At 76.0% G+C, this 18,475-nt stretch carries 16 protein-coding genes and 1 pseudogene; 7 read left to right on the forward strand and 10 right to left on the reverse strand.

The window, feature by feature from the left end:
• Positions 1 to 51 precede the first annotated feature (51 nt).
• The 3 genes from IEY94_RS01330 to IEY94_RS01340 all read right to left on the reverse strand — a co-directional run bounded on the left by IEY94_RS01330 (position 52) and on the right by IEY94_RS01340 (position 2,289).
• Positions 52 to 711, reverse strand: coding sequence for a DedA family protein (locus IEY94_RS01330; RefSeq protein ID WP_189168143.1), 660 nt, complete (start codon positions 709 to 711; stop codon positions 52 to 54).
• Positions 712 to 802: 91 nt separating this feature from the next.
• A complete protein-coding gene (locus tag IEY94_RS01335) occupies positions 803 to 1,726 on the reverse strand; it encodes an alpha/beta fold hydrolase (protein ID WP_189168144.1) in 924 nt (307 codons plus the stop codon).
• Between the two features lie 233 nt (positions 1,727 to 1,959).
• Positions 1,960 to 2,289, reverse strand: a complete 330-nt coding sequence (locus IEY94_RS01340) for a hypothetical protein (RefSeq protein ID WP_189168145.1) — start codon at positions 2,287 to 2,289, stop codon at positions 1,960 to 1,962.
• 510 nt (positions 2,290 to 2,799) lie between these two features.
• Between IEY94_RS01340 and IEY94_RS01345 the strand changes: the two genes are divergently transcribed.
• From IEY94_RS01345 to IEY94_RS01360, 4 genes are all read left to right on the forward strand, one after another.
• Positions 2,800 to 3,291: a DUF3145 domain-containing protein gene (locus IEY94_RS01345; RefSeq protein WP_189168146.1), complete on the forward strand. Its 492-nt coding sequence runs from the start codon at positions 2,800 to 2,802 to the stop codon at positions 3,289 to 3,291.
• 78 nt (positions 3,292 to 3,369) lie between these two features.
• Complete coding sequence (locus IEY94_RS01350) at positions 3,370 to 5,094, forward strand: glycoside hydrolase family 3 N-terminal domain-containing protein (protein ID WP_189168147.1); 1,725 nt, start codon at positions 3,370 to 3,372, stop codon at positions 5,092 to 5,094.
• A gap of 20 nt (positions 5,095 to 5,114) precedes the next feature.
• A complete protein-coding gene (locus IEY94_RS01355) occupies positions 5,115 to 7,313 on the forward strand; it encodes a hypothetical protein (RefSeq protein WP_189168148.1) in 2,199 nt (732 codons plus the stop codon).
• A gap of 91 nt (positions 7,314 to 7,404) precedes the next feature.
• Positions 7,405 to 8,817 carry a carboxypeptidase-like regulatory domain-containing protein gene (locus IEY94_RS01360; RefSeq protein ID WP_189168149.1) on the forward strand — a complete coding sequence of 471 codons (1,413 nt, stop codon included), beginning with the start codon at positions 7,405 to 7,407 and terminating at the stop codon, positions 8,815 to 8,817.
• A gap of 52 nt (positions 8,818 to 8,869) precedes the next feature.
• Here the strand turns inward: IEY94_RS01360 and IEY94_RS01365 are convergent, their stop codons facing one another.
• The gene (locus IEY94_RS01365) at positions 8,870 to 9,580 is read right to left on the reverse strand and encodes a class I SAM-dependent methyltransferase (protein ID WP_189168150.1); all 711 of its coding nucleotides are present in this window, start codon (positions 9,578 to 9,580) and stop codon (positions 8,870 to 8,872) included.
• Positions 9,581 to 9,710: 130 nt separating this feature from the next.
• Between IEY94_RS01365 and IEY94_RS01370 the strand changes: the two genes are divergently transcribed.
• From IEY94_RS01370 to IEY94_RS01380, 3 genes are read left to right on the forward strand one after another with little or no spacing between them, the layout of a single operon-like run.
• Entirely contained in the window at positions 9,711 to 10,337 is a 627-nt protein-coding gene (locus tag IEY94_RS01370; RefSeq protein WP_189168151.1) for a nucleotidyltransferase family protein, read from the forward strand.
• A 46-nt stretch (positions 10,338 to 10,383) separates the two neighbouring features.
• A complete protein-coding gene (locus tag IEY94_RS01375) occupies positions 10,384 to 10,560 on the forward strand; it encodes a hypothetical protein (protein WP_189168152.1) in 177 nt (58 codons plus the stop codon).
• Positions 10,561 to 10,577: 17 nt separating this feature from the next.
• Entirely contained in the window at positions 10,578 to 10,991 is a 414-nt protein-coding gene (locus tag IEY94_RS01380) for a GNAT family N-acetyltransferase (protein WP_229783225.1), read from the forward strand.
• 78 nt (positions 10,992 to 11,069) lie between these two features.
• Here the strand turns inward: IEY94_RS01380 and IEY94_RS01385 are convergent, their stop codons facing one another.
• The 6 genes and pseudogenes from IEY94_RS01385 to IEY94_RS01410 form a co-directional block, all read right to left on the reverse strand.
• Positions 11,070 to 12,488, reverse strand: a complete 1,419-nt coding sequence (locus tag IEY94_RS01385) for an acyl-CoA carboxylase subunit beta (protein ID WP_189168153.1) — start codon at positions 12,486 to 12,488, stop codon at positions 11,070 to 11,072.
• Between the two features lie 48 nt (positions 12,489 to 12,536).
• A complete protein-coding gene (gene fabF, locus IEY94_RS01390; protein ID WP_189168154.1) occupies positions 12,537 to 13,763 on the reverse strand; it encodes a beta-ketoacyl-ACP synthase II in 1,227 nt (408 codons plus the stop codon).
• A 5-nt stretch (positions 13,764 to 13,768) separates the two neighbouring features.
• Entirely contained in the window at positions 13,769 to 14,008 is a 240-nt protein-coding gene (locus IEY94_RS01395; RefSeq protein ID WP_189168155.1) for an acyl carrier protein, read from the reverse strand.
• A 71-nt stretch (positions 14,009 to 14,079) separates the two neighbouring features.
• On the reverse strand, positions 14,080 to 15,027 hold the full coding sequence (locus IEY94_RS01400; protein WP_189168156.1) for a beta-ketoacyl-ACP synthase III: 948 nt from the start codon (positions 15,025 to 15,027) through the stop codon (positions 14,080 to 14,082).
• Between the two features lie 28 nt (positions 15,028 to 15,055).
• On the reverse strand, positions 15,056 to 16,228 hold the full coding sequence (locus IEY94_RS01405) for an acyltransferase domain-containing protein (protein WP_189168157.1): 1,173 nt from the start codon (positions 16,226 to 16,228) through the stop codon (positions 15,056 to 15,058).
• 123 nt (positions 16,229 to 16,351) lie between these two features.
• A pseudogene (locus IEY94_RS01410) lies at positions 16,352 to 18,427 on the reverse strand (RNA degradosome polyphosphate kinase); the annotation flags it as partial.
• Positions 18,428 to 18,475 lie beyond the last annotated feature (48 nt).

Raw genomic sequence — 18,475 nt, forward strand, 5'->3', positions numbered from 1 at the left:
CATCGGGGTGAGACTACTGGCCCGCGCGCCCCGCCCGCCCGGCCCGCCGGCTCAGCCGCGGCCCGCGGGGGTCCGCTCGGGCGGCGGTGCGTCCGTGTCGGCGTCGGCGGCGGCCCGGCGGGCGCGCCGTTTCAGCCACACCGTCGTACCCAGCCCGGCCAGCACCGCCAGCACCAGCGCCACCCAGGAGAAGCCCTTGAGCCAGCGCTCGGCGACCTGGCCCAGCGAGTACAGCGCGAACACCGTGCCGAACGCCCACAGCAGCCCGCCGCCGGCGTTGGCCAGCAGGAACCGCCGGTACGGCACGTGCAGCGCCCCGGCCAGCGGCCCGGCGAGGATCCGCAGCAGCGCGACGAACCGGCCGAAGAACACCGCCCACACGCCCCATCGGGCGAACATCCGCTCGGCGGCGGCGAGCTGGGCCGGGCCGAGGTGCTTCGGGAAGCGGCGGCCCAGCCGCAGCAGCAGGGTGCGGCCGCCGCGCCGGCCGATCGCGTACCCGATGGAGTCCCCGATGATCGCGCCGGTCGCGGCGGCGATGGCCACGCCCCACGGGTCGACGGCGCCGGTGGCGGCGAGCAGCGCCGAGCTGACCAGGGCGATCTCGCCGGGCACCGGGACGCCCATGCTCTCGACGCCGATGATCAGGCCGACGAGGGCGTACAGCGCCTCGGGCGGCAGCGCGGCCAGCCAGCCCTGGATCGAATGCACAGCAGCGCCCCCGGGAACCCAGCGAAAGGAGTGCGTACCAACCTACCGGACCCCATCGACCCCCACCCGACCGAAACCGGACCGCCGGCGGTCAGGCCGCCCGGGGCAGTCGGACGCCGCCGGCCGCGGCCAGCACCGAGGCGATGGCGGCGTCGACCTCGTCCGGGCGCTCCAGCATCAGCATGTGCCCGGCGTCGGGGCAGACGTGCAGGCCCGCCCCGCCGAGCGCGTCGGCGATGCCCTCGGCGCACGGCAGCGGGGTGATCCGGTCCCGGTCGCCGACCAGGACCGCCGACGGCACGCCGGGCAGCCCGCGCAGCACCTCCAGCCGCTGCTGGGTGCCGGCCGACTCGCGGAACCCGCCGATCGAGCGCAGGCTGGACCCGGCCACCGCGGCGCAGGTGAGCTGGAGGTCGTCGGGGTCGCACGGGTCGCCGAACATCAGCCAGCGGATCGCCGGCCGGATCGCCGACATCAGCGGCCGGTGCGGGCGGACGTCGCCGCAGCGGGCCATGACGTACGAGCCGGAGAGTTCGAGCACCCGGACGATCCGGGCCAGCGGGTGCGGCAGCCCGTACTCGGTGTGCGCGTGCCCCTCGGCGGTCGTGGAGACCATCACCAGGCCGCGCACCCGGGCGGCGAAGTCGGCGGGCGCGGCGGCGGCGTACTCCATGATCGTCATGCCGCCGAGCGAGTGGCCGACCAGGACCACCGGCCCGTCGATGTGCGCCAGGACGGCGGCCAGGTCGGCGCCGAGCTGGGGGAGGGTGGCGCCGACCCGGTTGGTGGCCGAGGAGCGGCCGTGCCCGCGGGCGTCGTACACCACCACGCCGGGGCCGCCGGGGGCGGCGGTCAGCCGGCGGATCTGCCGGTACCAGATCCGGCGGTCCAGGGTCCAGCCGTGCAGCAGGACCACGGTGAGCGGGGCGCGGCGGGGCCCGTGCGCCTCGACGTGCAGCCGGACCCCGTCGGTGAGTCGCACGCTGAGCTGGCCCGAGGGCTCCGGCTGCGTCATCTCCCCACCTCCACGGAAGCTGGGATCCCGCCGGGCGTACCGGCGGGTAACCATTATCGCCCACCGTACGCCGAACTGAACGATTCCTTAATCGGTCGATCCGTCGCCGGTGTGGCGCGGACCACATCCGGCCGGCGGCCGAATGGTCGACGGAAAAGCCGGACATCCGGGTACAGCGCAGCGCCCCCGCCGGATCGTTCCCGGCGGGGGCGCTGCGGCGCGGTGCGGGGCGGTCAGCCCTCGAACACGCCCGCGGACACGAGGCGCGCCTCGGCGTCGGCCCACGGGTGCTCGGGGTTCGCCTCGGCCAGCGCGGCCAGCTCGGCGCGGATCTTGGTGCCGTGCCCGGCCGCCGCCAGCACGCGGATCTCCTCGACGAACGCGTCCGAGGAGGTGCTGAGGTGGGTGGTCTTGCCGTTGGTCAGATTGCGGACGTAAGCGTGCTTCCCGCCGTTGAGCGGGATCAGGTACTTGAACTCACCGAGCACGCTCAGTGCGCCACCCTGCCCGGCCTGGCCGGCCCGGACGGATGCGCGGGCGGTCTTCGACGTGTTGCTCGCCACGGGAGGCTCCTCGGGATGATCGAATGCGTGCCGGTCCGCGGACCGGAGAGCAGCGTACCCGACGGGGAAGCGCCGGTGGGAAGCGGTCAGTTTGGTCGATCACTGGCGCGCCGCCCGCCCGACCCGGCATCATGGGGGTGATTGACACGATCGGCGCGGAGGGGGAGATCTCACGCTCAAGCCCGTTCGCCCGCGGGCCGCGCTCCCGCGCGGGATCCGCGCGTCGCGGACACCCGCGCCGACCGGCGGATAACCGCACCGACGTCGCGGGGACCCCGTAACGTCGCGGGAACCCCGCAATGGCGCGGCACGTCGCATCGAGAAGCAAGTGGCAGATCCAAGCCGATCGATGCACAGAGCGCGCAGCAGTTGCACAGAGCGCGCAACAAGGCGGGGAACGCACCATAGCACCGCACCGGCCCGCCACACGGCGCGGCACGCCGGGCACGGCGGCACCACCAGGTCCGAGGTCGTAGGGGAAGACGCACCTCGGTCCCCAGGAGGTCAGCCGTGTCCACTCGTGGCGTCGTGTACGTGCACTCCACCCCGGTCGCCGTTCGGCCGCACGTGGAGTGGGCGATCGCGCGCGTGCTCGAAACCCCGGTCCGCCTGGAGTGGACCGGGCAGCCCGTCGACCCCGGCGCGCACCGCGCCGAGTGCGGCTGGACGGGGCGACCCGGCACGGGCGCCCAGCTCGCGGGCGCCCTGCGCCAGTGGCCGATGCTGCGGTACGAGGTCACCGAGGAGCCCAGCCCCGGCTGCGACGGCGAGCGCTTCATGCACGTGCCGAACCGCGGCCTCTTCCACGCCCCCACCAACGCCGCCGGGGACATCCACCTCGGCGAGCACCGGCTCCGCTCGCTGCTCGCCGGCGCCCGCGGCCCGGAGGCGCTCGCGCACGCGCTGGAACGGGCGCTCGGCACCGCGTGGGACCACGAACTGGAGCCGTACCGGTACGCCGGCGATGGCGCTCCGGTCACCGTCCTCACCCAGGTCGGCTGACGCCGGGTCGGCCGGCCGCCGGGAATTCCGGCGTGATGGCCGTTCGTCCGATTCGGCCCACTCTGCTGTCATGGCAGCGTGGACACCCCTCGCCGCCGCGCGGCCCGGGCGGCGCTGGCCGCCCTGACCGCGGGCGCCCTCCTCGCCGGATGCGGTTCCGCGCCGCCGCGGCCGACGTTCGTCGCCGCCACCCCGGCCGCCGCGACCACCGGTCCCGCCGCCCCCGCGCCGCCCGCCGCCGGCACCGGGCCGGCCGCCGACCGGGCCGCCGCGCTGTCCGATGCCGACCTGGTCGGGCAGGTGCTCATGCCGTTCGCGTACGGCGCCGACGCCACCGACGTCACCCCCGCCTCCGCCGCCGCCAACCGCGCGCTGGCCGGCGTCGCCACCCCGGCGGAGCTGGTGGCCCGGTACCGGCTCGGCGGCGTCATCCTCGTCGGCGCCACCGGCGACGACCCGACCGCGGCGAGCCAGCCGACGTCCAACGTCGACTCGCCGGCCGCCGTCCGCCGGCTCACCGCCGGCCTCCAGCGGGCCGGCCGGGCGCTGCCCGCCGCGGCGCCGCTGCTCGTCGGCACCGACCAGGAGTACGGCACCGTCGTCCGGATCCGGGACGGCGTCACCGCGCTGCCGTCGGCGATGGCCTTCGGCGCCGCCGACCGGCCCGCCGCGACCACCGCCGCCTGGCGGGCCGCCGGCACCGAGCTGTCCGCCCTCGGGGTGAACGTGGCCTTCGCGCCGGTCGCCGACGTCGTCGGCGGCGCCGACGGGGTGATCGGCTCCCGCTCGTACGGCAGCCGCCCGGCCGCGGTGTCCGAGCAGGTCGGCGCGGCCGTCCGCGGCCTGCGCGCCGGCGGTGTCGCGGCCACCCTCAAGCACTTCCCCGGCCACGGCCACACCGCGGTGGACAGCCACGCCGCGCTGCCCCGGCTCGCCCGCCCGCTGGCCACCCTCGAACGCGAGGACCTGCCGCCGTTCCGGGCCGGCATCGCCGCCGGCGCCGAACTGGTCATGGCCGGCCACCTCGACGTCGCCGCGGTCGACCCCGGCACCCCGGCGACGTTCTCGAAGCCGGTGCTCACCGGCCTGCTGCGCGGCAAGCTCGGCTACGACGGGGTGGTCGTCACCGACGCGCTGAACATGGCCCCGGCCAAGCGCTGGCCGCCGGCCGAGGCCGCGCTGCGGGCGCTGCTGGCCGGCAACGACCTGCTGCTGATGCCGCTGGACCTGCCCGCGGTCCAGCGCGGGCTGCTCGCCGCGCTGCGCGACGGCCGGCTGCCCCGCGCGCAGCTCGTCGCGTCCGTCGCGCGGATCCTCCGCCTCAAGCAGCGGTACGCCGACCGGCCCGCGCCCGGCACCGGCGTGCTGCGCGCCCCCGCGCACGCCGCCGCCGCCGACGCGGTCAGCCGGGCCGCGCTCACCCAGCTCCGCGGCCCCTGCGGCGGGCCGCTGGTCGACGGCCCGGTCGCCGTCACCGCCGCCCGCGGCCGGGAACGCCGGGCCGCCGCGCTGCGCGCCGCCCTGGCCGACCTGGGCGTGCCGGTCGCCGCCGACGGCACCCCGGTGCACCTCGTCGGGTACGGCGACGGCCCGGCCGACCTGAACCCCGACGCCGCGGTGACCATCGCCCTGGACAGCCCGCGGGTGCTCGCCGCGGCGCGGTCGCCGGTGCTGCTCGCCGCGTACGCCGGCACGCCCGGGGCGCTGCGCGCGGCGGCCGCGGTGCTCGCCGGCCGGGCGCCCGCGCCGGGCCGCTCGCCGGTCGCCGTGGAGGGGCTGCCGCGCACGAGTTGTCCGGGTTGACCCCTGGTACCGTGCCGCCAATGTTCTCCCGGATCGGCGTGCGGTCCGCGCCCGCCCTCGTCGGGCTCGCCGGCGTCGTCGCGCTGCTGCTCGCCGCCGACACCCCCGCCGGGGCGATCGCCGCCTTCCTCGGCTACGCCGCGCTCGCCGTGCTCGCCCCCGGCACCCTGGTGTACCGGGCGCTGCGGGCCCGCCCGCACACGCTCGTCGAGGACCTGACGTACGGCGCCGTCGTCGGCCTGGTGCTGGAACTGGTCGCCTGGGCGGCGTACACCGCCACCGGGGTGCCGGGCTGGCTGTGGACCTGGCCGCTGGCGGTGTTCGCGCTGTTCGCCGCGGTGCCGCGGCTGCGCCGGCACTGGTGGGTCCGCGGCTACACCCCGGCGCCGCCGGCCTGGTCGTGGGCGGTCGCGGCGATCGTCGTGGGCTTCACCTGGTACCTGGCCGAGGTGTTCCTCTGGCGCAACCCGGTCGTGCCGACCGGGGAGGACCAGCAGCAGTACATCGACCTGGCCTTCCAGCTCTCGCTGGCCGGCGAGGCCACCCACCGGTTCCCGCTGCACGTACCGCAGGTCGCCGGGGAGGTGCTGCACTACCACTGGTTCGGCTTCGCCCACATGGCCGCGGCCAGCCTGGTCAGCGGCGTCGACCTGGCGGTGGTGTTCTTCCGGCTCGCCGTACCCGCGCTGTGCGCGCTGGCCGTGCTGGCCGTCGCGGTCACCGGCTGGCGGCTGACCCGCCGCCCGGCCGTCGGCGCGGTCGCCGCGGCGCTGATGTTCACCGTCGGCGAGTTCGGCTTCGAGAACGGCATCCGGCAGCTCTTCGGCACGCAGACCGCGTTCATCGTCTGGGGCAGCCCGTCGATGACCTACAGCTGGGTGCTGCTGCTGCCGATGATCGCCGCCGCGGCCGACCGGCTCGGCCGGCGCCCCGGCGTCCCGCCGCTGGGCCGCGGCGCGTGGGTGCTGCTCGGCGCGCTGCTGCTCGCCTCCACCGGGGCCAAGGCCAGCTCGATCCCCGTGTTCGGCGGCGCGGCCGGGTTCGCGCTGCTCGTCGGCGTGCTGCGCGGCCGGCGCTGGTGGCGGCCGGCCGCCGGGGTGCTCGCCCTGGCGCTGGCCGCGCAGGGCTTCGCCACGGTGGTGCTGTTCGCGTTCGAGACGCACGGCGTCGCGGTGCAGCCGCTGTCCGGGCTGTCCCCGTACGTGGGGTCCGCCGGGGACTGGGCCCTGGTCGGCGCCGCCTTCCTGCTGAACATGCAGCTCCGGCTCGCCGGCATCGTCCCGCTGCTGTGGCGGCGGCGCGGCCGGCTGGACGGTCCGGTGGCGCTGCTGGTCGGCGGGGCGCTGGCCGGGCCGGCGCTGTACCTGCTGCTCGGCCACCCCGGCAGCAGCAACCAGTACTTCGTCCGGACCGCGTTCGCCTTCGGCGTGCTCGCCTCGGCGCTCGGCGCGGTCGAGGTGTGGGAGCGGGCGCGGCTCGGCCGCGCCGGCGGGTACGCCCTGGCCGCGGCCGCCCTGGCGGCGGGCGGGGCGCTGGTCGCCGTCCAGTGGTGGCGCGGCCCCGCCGGGTGGGACCCGGACGTGCCCCGCGACGCCGTCCTGCCGCTGCTGCGCTGGGCGGCCCTGCTCGGCGTCCTCCTGCTCGTCGCCGGCGTCGCCTGGCGGCTGGCCGGCGGGCGGCTGCGCGGCCGCGGCGGCGCGGTCCTGCTCGCGCTGCTGCTCGCCGCCGGCGCGCCCGGCCTGGTCAACGACGCCCGGGCCAACCGGGCGGCGCCCAACGGCGGCACCAACGTCAACGTCCCGATGCCCGCCTCCCGGGTGGCCGCGGCCCGCTGGCTGCGCGACCACAGCGCCCCCACCGACGTGCTCGCCACCAACGCCCACTGCCGGGCGGTCGTCGACGGCTGGTGCGACTCGCGGACGTTCTGGCTCGGCGCCTACGCGCAACGCTCCGTGCTGATCGAGGGCTGGGCCTTCGCCCCGCGGGCGGTCACGCTCGGTATCAGTCCGTTCGGCCCGTTCTGGGATCAAGCCCTGTTCGCCGCCAACGACGCCGCGATCACCGCGCCCACCGCGGCGGGCCTGGCCGACCTGCGCGACCGGTACGGCGTGCGCTGGCTGGTCGTGGACCGGTCCGCCGGCCCGGAGTCCCCGGAGTTGGCCGGACTCGCGCCGCGCCGCTTCGACAATGGCATCGTGGCGGTGTATCACGTCGAGTGACGGGTGGTGTTCCGCCCGGCCGGGTGCCCCGCTACGGTATGCGCATCGGGGTGGGTCGATGACTGGGGGCGGTGTGCGCGGAATCGTGGCAATGATCATGGGTGGCGTGTGCGCGCTGGCCACCGCCGGCGGCCCGGCCGCCGCGGCGGCCCCGCGGCACCCGGCGCCGCCCGCCGCCGTCCGGGCCCCGGCGGCGCCCGCCCCGGCCGCGCCCGGCCGGCCCCGCGGCGAGGACCCGTCCAGCGCCGAGCTGCACGCCGCCGACCCGGCCGCCGCCGTCGACGGCCTGCCGCGCGGCGACCGGACGCCGCACCGGATCGCCAGCGGCCGCGGCACCGTCGTCGCCGCGGCCGCCGACGAGGCGACCGGCCGGGCCGTCAAGGGCATCTGCGCGCGCATCCTGCTGCCCGACCCCAACGACGTCCGGCAGCGGTGCACGAAGGGCCGCAAGGTCACCATCGAGGACATCCCCACCGGCCTGGTCACGGTCGCGATCTGGGCCAAGCCGTACCGGTACTACGTCGGCATGGCCGTCCGGGCGCAGGTCCGCGACGACCGGCGCACCCACGTCACCACCGACCTGCGGGTCGGCGGCCTGATCACCGGCGCCGTCGTGGACCGCGCCGGCCGCGGGGTGCGCGACGCGACGCTGGAGGCGTTCAACACCAGCGGCCCGCGCACGTACGACACCTGGGCCGACGCCGGCGCCGACGGCACCGCGAGCACCCCGCCGCTGCCCGCCGGCGAGTACCGGCTGTTCGTCACCCCGCCCGACGGCAGCACCCTCGGCCGGCAGTGGGTCGGCGCCGACGGCGGTACGGGCCGGGAGAGCCTCGCCGCCACGATCACCGTGACGGCCGGCAGCACCACCACCGCCCCCACCGCCCGGCTCGACCCGGGCGGCGCGATCAGCGGGACGATCAGTACCCCGGCCGGCGCGGACGTCCCCGCCTGGGTGCACCTGCGCACCGAGCGCGCCTGGGACGCCGCCGACGGCGTGGCCGCGGACGACCAGGGCCGGTTCACCATGACCGGCCTCGGCCCGTACGACTGGGCGCTGCGCTTCTCCGGCATGGGCTTCGCCCACCAGTGGGCCGGCGGCGTCGCCGACTCGGCTGCCGCCACCGGCGTGCCGGTGCAGTCCGGCCAGACCGCGACGGTCGCGCTGCGGGCGGCGCAGGGCATCCGGATCAGCGGCGCGGTCTCGCCGACCGGGCCGGGGGAGAACCTGCGCTTCGTCGAGGTCCTCGACGCCACCGGCGGCGCCCGCCTCGGGATCAGCAACGACGACGCCGACGTGGACGCGTACGAGGTGTTCGCCCTCGGCGACCGCAAGGCCAAGCTGCACTGGGTGATGGTGGTGGGCAACGGCCCGCGGACCACCGACGGCTGGTACGACCGGGCGGCGGAGTACGCGGACGCCACGGCGGTACCGCTGCCCCGCACCGGCCGCACCACGGTCGACCTGCACACGTTCCCCGACGAGCCCCCGCCCGGCGCCTGACCCGCCCGGCGGCCGGCCCCCCGGACCGCCCGGCCGCCGGCCGGTGCGGTGGTCAGTGCGGGCGGTGGGCGCGGAGCATCAGCGAGACGCCCGGCATCCGCTGCACCGGCAGGTACCGCTCGGCCACGATCACCCCGGTCAGGCACCCGTTCACCACCGCCGGCAGCGCGCCCAGGTCGCTGCCGGCGGACGTCCGCCGCCGCCACGCGGCCACCGGCCGCAGCAGCACGTTCCAGCTCCACAGGTCGTCCACGACCAGCCCGGCCCGCTCGATCACCGCCCGCAGCCCGTCCCGGTCGTACCGGCGCACGTGGCCCACCGCCTCGTCGTGCGCCGACCACAGCCGCATGTCGCACGGCACCGCGACCAGCGCCGTCCCGCCCGGCCGCAGCACCCGCCGGAACTCGGCCGCCGCCAGGTCGTCCTCGGCGAAGTGCTCCAGGATGTCGAACGCGGTGACCAGATCCAGGCTCCCGGTCCGCACCGGCAGGTGCCGGGCGTCCGCCCGGAGCACGGGCAGGCCGCGCTCGCGGGCCACCTCGGCGCCCTCGCGGCTGTACTCCAGCGCGGCCGGCCGCCAGCCGTGCGCCCGCAGCACCCGGGTGTTGCCGCCGCCGGCGGCGCCGACGTCCAGCGCCCGGCCGGGGGCGATGCCGGCGGCGGTGAGGCGGCGCAGGGCGCGGGCGAGGAGGGCGCGGCGTTCGCGGTACCACCAGTGGGTGTCCTCGAGGGCGGCGAGCTTGCGGATCTCGGTCGCTTCCACCCGCGCCACCCTAGTACCGGCGTCGCCGCCCGACCGACCCGCGGGTACCTCCGCGACGGGGTCACGGGCCGGCGGAACGCCAACTATAGTTGGCGTTCCGCCACTATAGTGGCAAGCCTGGAGGTATGACGTGGACCTGGCGCGGCCGTTGGCCACCGTGACGCCGACGCTCGACGGCGATGTGCTGACCGTCCTGGCCCGCCATCCCGACGCGCTGACGATCGGGCAGGTGCGGCAGGCCCTGGCCGGCCCGTCCGCCGAGGGCGTGCGAAAGGTACTGCACCGCCTCACACACCAGGGTGTCGTGCGCTCCGCCAGGGTCGGGAACGTGGCGACCTTCCGCCTGAACCGGGAGCACCTCGCAGCGCCGCACATCACGGCGCTGGCCGAGCTGGCGGACGCGTTCCTCGGGCGACTGGCGCGGCGACTGCGCCGGTGGGAGCCGGTGCCGCTGTACGCCGCTGTCTTCGGTTCGGCGGCCCGTGGCGACATGCACGCCGGCAGCGACATCGACATTCTCCTCGTCGCCCCCGGAACCGGGATCGACCCGCGATGGGAAACGGCAGTGGCGGAGCTGGTCGTCGACGGGGCGGAGTGGCTGGGCAATGACGTGCGCCCCCTGATCCTGCCGGCCGGGGAGATCATCGCCCGCGGCCATGCGGAACCGGTACTCCGGGACGTGCTCGCCGACGGCATCACCGTGCTCGGCTCCCGATCGTGGCTGGCCGACGCGGTCCGGACCCCGGGGGAGCGGTGATGGCCCAGCGCACGCGGCGCTGCGACGCCACGGCGAGGCGGTCGCATTGCTGCGCAAGGTGGACGGTGACGCCGCGCGTCAGTCGAGCACGCTGCTGGGTCTGAAGACGAAGGCCGGGTACAGCCACACACCGACCACGCCGGACGAGGTGAAGCGCGCCGCCCGGGCGGCCGCCGCGCTGGTCGACGCCGCCCGCCGGGCGCACGCGGCGACGGCCGGCTGATCGTTGCGGTGGGCGTGGTGGGCGTGCGTCGATTCGGGTGGGGTGACCACGACGCCGTCGCGGCGCTGTGGGCCGGCGCGGGCCTGGACGTCGTCCCCCGGGCGGAGCTGCGCGCGAAGCTCGCCCGCGACCCCGAGCTGTTCCTGGTCGCCGAGGCCGACGGCCGGGTGGTCGGCGTGCTGCTGGGCACCTACGACGGCCGGCGGGGGTGGATCCTGCGGCTCGCCGTCGACCCGGACCGCCGGCGGCAGGGCATCGCCCGCGACCTGGTGGCGGAGCTGGAGCGGCGCTTCGCCCGGCTGGGCTGCCCGCGGGTGAACCTGCTGGTGCTGCCGGACAACGAGGCCGGCCTGCGGTTCTGGCGCGCGCTCGGCTACCTGCCGTACCCGGACGTCCTGTGCTCGAAGCCGCTCCCCGCCGACCCGCGGTAGCCGGACCCGAGCGCCCCGCGCAACGGCAGCGGCGGCGACCCCCGGACCACGCCGGGAACCGCCGCCGCACCGATCGACCTACAGCGGGATGTTGCCGTGGGCGCCGCGGGCCGCCGGCGCCTCAGCCAGCGCCTCCGCGATCCGCCGCCGCGTGTCCGCCGGCTTGATCACCTCGTCCACCACGCCGATCTCCAGCGCCCGGTTCACCCCGCCCGCCGTCTGCGTCTGCTCCTCGATGAGCCGCGCCCGCAGCTCGTCCCGCTCCTCCGCCGGCGTCGCCGCCAGCTTCTTGCGGTGCAGGATGTTCACCGCCGCCGAGGCGCCCATGACCGCGACCTCGGCCTGCGGCCAGGCGAAGACGGCGGTGGCGCCGAGCGAGCGGGAGTTCATCGCGATGTACGCCCCGCCGTACGCCTTCCGGGTCACCAGGGTGACCCGCGGCACGACGGCCTCGCTGAACGCGTGCAGCAGCTTGGCGCCGCGCCGGACGACGCCGTCCCACTCCTGGCCGAGGCCGGGCAGGTAGCCGGGGACGTCCACGAGCACGATCAGCGGGACGCCGAGCGCGTCGCACATCCGAACGAACCGGGCCGCCTTCTCGGCGCTGGACGCGTCCAGGCAGCCGCCGAGGCGCAGCGGGTTGTTGGCGATCACGCCGACCGTGCGGCCGGCGAAGCGGCCCAGCGTGGTGACGACGTTCGGCGCCCACTTGGCGTGCAGTTCCACGCCGGGGGCGTCGAGCAGGGCCTTGACCACCGGCTTGACGTCGTACGCCCGGGCGGCCTCGGCCGGCATCAGCGCGGCCAGGTCGTGCCCCTCGCCGGCGTCGGCGTCGGCGGGGTTGATCCGGCCCTGGTTGCCGAGCAGGGCGGCGACCGCGCGGGCCTTGTCCAGCGCGGCGGCGTCGTCCTTGGTGGTGATGTGGACGACGCCGGAGCGGCGGCCGTGCGGCTCGGGGCCGCCGAGGCGGGCCATGTCGACCTGCTCGCCGGTGACGCTGCGGACGACCTCCGGGCCGGTGACGAAGATCCGGCCGCCGTCGCTCATGATCACGACGTCGGTGAGCGCGGGCCCGTAGGCCGCGCCGCCGGCCGCGGGGCCGAGGACGACGGAGATCTGCGGTACCCGGCCGGAGGCGCGGACCATCGCGGCGAAGACCTGGCCGACGCCGTCGAGGGCGACGACGCCCTCGGCCAGCCGGGCGCCGCCGGAGTGCCAGAGGCCGATGACCGGGACCCGCTCGCGGACCGCGGCGTCGATCGCGTCGACGACGTGCTTGCAGCCGGCCAGGCCCATCGCGCCGCCCATCCGGGTGGCGTCGGTCGCGAACGCGATCGCCGGGGCGCCGTCGATCTCGCCGTGCGCCCAGAGGACGCCGGAGCCGTCGGCGGAGTTGGCGAGCCGGAGGGAGCCCTCGTCGTACAGGCGCCGGAGCCGGACCTCGGGGTCGCGGTGGTCGGCCGCCGGCTGATCGGAGACGACGGACGGAGTGGTCATTGCTTTGCCTCCTGGTGGCTCGGGGTACCCCGGGCGGAGTCGGGAAGGTCAGGCCCGGGCGAACACCAGCGCCACGTTGTGCCCGCCGAACCCGAACGAGTTGTTCAGCGCGGCGGGGATGTCCAGCTTGCGGGCCTGGTGCGCGGCGACGTCCAGGTCGAGGTCGTCGTCGGGGTCGTCCAGGTTGATCGTCGGCGGGATGACGCTGTCGCGGATCGCCAGGATCGTGGCGATCGACTCCAGCGCGCCGGCCGCGCCGAGCAGGTGCCCGGTCATCGACTTGGTGGCGGTCAGGACGGGGTGGGCGCCCAGGGTGCGCCGCAGCGCCTTGATCTCGATCATGTCGCCGATCGGGGTCGAGGTCGCGTGGGCGTTGACGTGCGCGATGTCGGCCGGCGCGACGCCCGCGTCGGCGAGCGCGCGGCTGATGGCCTTGGCGGCGCCGATGCCGTCCGGGTGGGGCTGGACGATGTCGAACGCGTCCGAGGTCATGCCGGCCCCGACGAGCCGGGCGTGGACCCGGGCGCCGCGGGCGGCGGCGTGCTCGGCCCGCTCCAGGATCATCACGCCGGAGCCCTCGCCGAGCACGAAGCCGTCCCGGTTCTTGTCCCAGGGGCGGGACGCCTTGGTCGGCTCGTCGTTGCGGGTGCTCATCGCGCGCATGGTGGCGAAGCCGGCGAGCGGGAGCGGGTGGATGACCGCCTCCGTGCCGCCGGCGACGACGATGTCGGCCCGGCCGGACCGGATGATGTCCAGCCCCCACGCGACGGCCTCGGCGCCGGTGGCGCAGGCGCTGGCCATCGCGTGCACGCCGGCCTGCGCCTTCAGCTCGATGCCGACGTGCGCGGCGGGGCCGTTGGGCATGAGCATCGGCACCGTGTGCGGGGAGACCCGCCGGGGGCCGCTGGCCTCCAGGACGTCGTCCTGGTGCAGCAGCGTCAGCAGGCCGCCGATGCCGGAGCCGAGGCTGACGGCCACCCGCTCCGGGTCGGCGCCGCCGTCGGCCAGGCCGGCGTCGGCCCACGCCTCGGTCGCGGCGATCAGGGCGATGGCCTCGGAGCGGTCGAGGCGGCGCAGCCGGACCCGGTCGAGCACCTCGCTGGGGTCGACGGCGAGTTCGGCGGCGATCCGCGACGGGAGCTGCTCCGCCCAGTCCGGGGTGAGCACGCCCACCCCGGAGCGGCCGGCCAGCATCGCTTCCCAGGTCGACGCGACGTTCCCGCCGAGCGGGGTGGTGGCGCCGAGACCGGTGACGACTACGTCAGGCGTGGACACGTTGCTCAGAGAGCCTTCTCGATGAACGAAACGGCGTCGCCGACGGTCTTGAGGTTCTGCACCTCGTCGTCCGGGATCTTGACGCCGAACTTCTCCTCGGCCGCCACGACGACCTCGACCATCGACAGGGAGTCGACGTCCAGGTCCTCGGTGAAGGACTTGTCCTCGGCGACATCGGCGGTGTTCACGCCGGCGACCTCGTCCAGGATGGCGGCGAGCCCTGCGGTGATCTCCTCGCGGGTCATGCTGGTGTTCCTCTCGCAGTAGTGGTGCTTCTCCGGCGCCGGATCGGCCGGCGCCGGGCGTTCTCGCGGGGCTACGGGCAGCGGATGACCTGCCCGGCCCAGGTGAGGCCGCCGCCGAAGGCGAACAGCAGGACGGGGGCCCCGCTGGGGATCTCCCGCCGCTCGACCATCTTCGACAGGGCCAGCGGGACACTGGCCGCCGAGGTGTTGCCGGACTCGACGATGTCCTTGGCGACGACGGTGCTCTCCGGCAGCCCGAGCTTGCGCACGATGCCGTCGATGATCCGGGTGTTGGCCTGGTGCGGGATGAACGCGGCCAGCTCGCCCGGCTCGACCCCGGCGGCGGCGCACGCCCGGGCGGCCAGCGGGCCGAGCGCGGTGGTGGCCCAGCGGAACACCGTCTGGCCCTCCTGCTCGATCCGCGGCTGCCAGCCCTCGATCCGGATGGCGTCGCCCTTGTCCGGGGCCGAACCCCAGACGACCGGCCCGACGCCCGGCTCGGCGTCGCCCTCGACCGCCGAGACCACCGCGGCGCCGGCCCCGTCGCCGAAGATGACGCAGGTGGCCCGGTCGGTCCAGTCGATCAGCTCGGACAGCTTCTCCGCGCCGACCACGATCGCGTGCCGGGCGGCGCCGGCGCGGATGGCGTGGTCGACCAGCGCGACGCCGTGCGAGAAGCCGGAGCAGGCGGTGTTGATGTCGAACGCCACCGGCGCCGCGATGCCCAGGCTGCCGGCGACCCGGGTGGCCACGTTCGGGCAGCGGTCGGCGGACGAGCAGGTCGCGACCACGACCATGTCGATGTCGGCGGCGGTCAGCCCGGAGCCGGCGAGCGCCTTCTCCGCCGCGGCGGTGGCCATGTCGGCCACGGTCTCGTCGTCGGCGATCCGGCGGCTGGAGATGCCGACCCGGGACACGATCCACTCGTCGGTCGTCTCGACCAGCTTCGCGATGTCGTCGTTGGTGACGACCCGGGCCGGCTGGTAGTGGCCGAGGGAGACGATACGGCTGCCGGTCATCGGCGCCCCTTCCCGGAGTGCTCGGACTTCACGACTGGGCACCGCCGATGCGGGCCAGCGGCTGACCCGGCGCGACCGGGTCCTCGTCGTGCGCGAGCCACTCGGTCAGCGAGCCGGCGGCGTGGGCCGTGACGTCCACCGGGCCCTGCCGGGTCTGCACGTGGCCGAGGAGCTGCCCCGACCGGACGACGTCGCCCTCGCCGATCGCGGCGTCGGGGCTGAACGTGCCCGCGGCGCCGGCGACGACGACGCGGAACTGCGGGGTGGGCTCGTGCCCGGCCGCGGATCCGTGCCGGGCGATCAGGTCCCGCGCGGCGGGCAGGTCGTCCGGGGTGTTCAGGTTGACGATCTCCGGTACGCCGCGCTCCTTCAGCTCCCGCTTGAGCAGGCCGGTCAGCGTGCCGGCGGGGGCCAGCTCGATCACGCCGGTGACGCCGAGGTCGGCGAGCGTGCGCATGCACAGGTCCCAGCGGACCGGCGCGGTGACCTGGCGGACGAGCCGCTGGAGCAGCTCCCGGCCGTGGTTGACGGCGGCGCCGTCGGCGTTGGAGAGCAGGATGCGCTGCGGGTCGGCGGTGACGATGCCGGCCGCGACCCCGGCCAGCGCCTCCTCGGCGGGGGCCATGTACGGGGTGTGGAAGGCGCCGGCGACCGGCAGCGCGCGGACCCGGGCGCCGGCCGGCGGCTCGGCGGCGAGCTTCTCCAGCGCGGCCAGCGCGCCGGCGGCGACGATCTGGCCGGCGCCGTTGCGGTTGGCCGGGTGCAGGCCGAGGCCGGCGAGCGCGGCCAGGACCGCCGCCTCGTCGCCGCCGAGCAGCGCGGCCATGCCGGTCGGCTCGGCGGCGCACGCGGCGGCCATCTCCCGCCCCCGTACGCCGGCGAGGGTGACGGCGGCGTCCGGGGTGAGCACCCCGGCGAGCGCCGCGGCGGCCAGCTCGCCGACGCTGTGGCCGGCGACGAGCGACACGTCGTACAGCGGGAGCTGCTCGGCCGTGGCGAGCGCCGCCGCGACCAGCAGCGGCTGGGTCCGGGCGGTGTCCTTGATCTCGTCGGCGTCGGCGGCGGTACCGAGGTGGACCAGGTCCACGCCGGCCAGCGCCGACCACCAACGAAGGCGGGCGGCGACGCCGGGCAGGTCGAGCCACGGGGCGAGGAAGCCGGGCTTCTGCGCGCCCTGGCCGGGAGAGAGAACTGCGAGCACGTGTCGACTTTCCTGTACGGATGGCGCCCGGTGCGCTATCGGGCACCACCAAGTCACACTACGAACGTTGTAGGGATCCTACAAAGTGAGGCCGATCACCGCCCCGGCCGGGTGATCTCGCTCTCAGGTCAGGCCGACCACCTCGTGCAGCAGCTCCCGCTGGGGGTGGCGCAGCGGCCGCTCGCCGGCGGTCCGCCGGGTCCACGAGCCGTCGCCGGCCAGCTCGAAGCAGTCGGCGTCCTCGGCCAGCGCGAGCACCAGGACGTGCTCGATCGCCCGGACGGCCGCCGGGTCGGTGACCCGGACCAGCGCCTCCACCCGGCGGTCCAGGTTGCGGTGCATCAGGTCGGCCGAGCCGATCCACACCTCCGGCTCGCCGCCGTTGCCGAACCGGAACACCCGGGAGTGCTCCAGGAACCGCCCCAGCACCGACCGGACCCGGATGTTCTCCGACAGCCCCGGCACCCCCGGCCGCAGCGTGCACATGCCGCGGATCACCAGGTCGACCCGGGTGCCGGCGGCCGACGCCCGGTACAGCGCGTCGACCACCTCCTCGTCGACCAGCGAGTTGACCTTCATCTGGACCAGTCCGGCCGCGCCCTGCGCCGCCTCCCGGTCGATCCGCTCGATCAGGCCCTGCCGGATGCCGTGCGGGGCCACCAGCAGCCGCCGGTACGTGGTCTGCCGGGCGTACCCGGTCAGCGTGTTGAACAGCTCGGTCAGGTCCGCGCCGACGTCGGCGTCGGCGGTCAGCATGCCGAAGTCCTCGTACAGCCGGGCCGTCTTCGGGTGGTAGTTGCCGGTGCCGATGTGGCAGTACCGGCGCAGCGTCCCGCCCTCGTTGCGGACCACCAGCGCGGTCTTGCAGTGGGTCTTGAGCCCGACCAGCCCGTACACGACGTGGCAGCCGGCCCGCTCCAGCTTGCGCGCCCAGCCGATGTTGGCCACCTCGTCGAACCGGGCCTTCACCTCGACCAGCACGACCACCTGCTTGCCGGCCTCGGCGGCGTCGATCAGCGCGTCGACGATGGGGGAGTCCCCGCTGGTCCGGTACAGCGTCTGCTTGATCGCCAGCACGTTCGGGTCGGCGGCGGCCTGCTCGATGAACCGCTGCACGCTGGTGGAGAACGCGTGGTACGGGTGGTGCACCAGCAGGTCCCCGTCGCGCAGCGTGGCGAACACCGACCGCGGCGCCTCCCCGTCGACCAGCCGCGGGTGGGTGGCCGGGACGAACGGCGGGTCCTTCAGGTCCGGCCGGTCCACCCCGCCGTGGAGCTGCCAGAGGAAGGACAGGTCGATCAGGCCGGGCACCCGGAGCACGTCGTGCGCGTCCATGTCCAGCTCCCGGACCAGCAGGTCCAGGACGTGGTCGGACATGTCCGCGCCCACCTCCAGCCGGACCGGCGGGCCGAACCGGCGCCGGGCCAGCTCCCGCTCGAGGGCCTGGAGCAGGTCCTCGTCCCGGTCCTCGTCGACCTCGAAGTCGGCGTTGCGGGTCACCCGGAACAGGTGGCTCTCCACCACCTGCATGCCGGCGAAGAGCTGGTCCAGGTGGGTGGCGATCAGCTCCTCCACCGGCAGGAACCAGTCCCCGTCCACGCGCCGCACCGGCACCAGCCGGGGCACGTTGTTGGGCACCTTCACCCGGGCGAACAGCTCCGGCCCGCCGTCGGGGTCCCGGACGGCGACCGCGAGGCTCAGCGACCGGCTGGAGATGTACGGGAACGGGTGCGCCGGGTCCACCGCCAGCGGGGTCAGCACCGGCAGCACGTTGTCGTGGAAGTACGTGTGCATCACCCGCCGCTCCTCGGCGGCCAGGTCGGCCCAGCGCAGCAGGTGCACGTCCTGCTCGGCGAGCAGCGGGCGCACCTCGTCGGTGAAGCAGCGGGCGTGCCGCTCGACCAGCGTGGCCGTCTTCTCGGTGATCTTCTGCAACTGGGTGCGCAGCGGCAGGCCGTCCCCGCCGCGCACCGGCAGGCCGGCCTGCATGCGCCGCTTGAGGCCGGCGATCCGGACCATGACGAACTCGTCCAGGTTGCTGGCGAAGATCGCCAGGAACTTGGCCCGCTCCAGCAGCGGCGTGCGCGGGTCCTCCGCCAGCGTCAGCACCCGGGCGTTGAAGTCGAGCCAGGACAGCTCCCGGTTGAGGAACCGGTCCGGCGGCAGCGCCGGCGCGGGGCCGGGCGGGGGCGGGGCGTCGACGGTACGGAGGCGGCTCGTCGTCCGGGTGGCGGAGCGGCGGCGGGC

It is taken from the genome of Pilimelia anulata, assembly GCF_014647895.1.
GTDB lineage: Bacteria > Actinomycetota > Actinomycetes > Mycobacteriales > Micromonosporaceae > Pilimelia > Pilimelia anulata.

Coding starts and splice junctions, on each gene's coding strand:
- IEY94_RS01335 (WP_189168144.1), bottom strand. CDS start 1,726: ATGACGCAGCCGGAGCCCTCGGGCCAGCTCAGCGTGCGACTCACCGAC.
- IEY94_RS01355 (WP_189168148.1), top strand. CDS start 5,115: ATGTTCTCCCGGATCGGCGTGCGGTCCGCGCCCGCCCTCGTCGGGCTC.
- IEY94_RS01360 (WP_189168149.1), top strand. CDS start 7,405: ATGATCATGGGTGGCGTGTGCGCGCTGGCCACCGCCGGCGGCCCGGCC.
- IEY94_RS01385 (WP_189168153.1), bottom strand. CDS start 12,488: ATGACCACTCCGTCCGTCGTCTCCGATCAGCCGGCGGCCGACCACCGC.
- IEY94_RS01395 (WP_189168155.1), bottom strand. CDS start 14,008: ATGACCCGCGAGGAGATCACCGCAGGGCTCGCCGCCATCCTGGACGAG.
- IEY94_RS01400 (WP_189168156.1), bottom strand. CDS start 15,027: ATGACCGGCAGCCGTATCGTCTCCCTCGGCCACTACCAGCCGGCCCGG.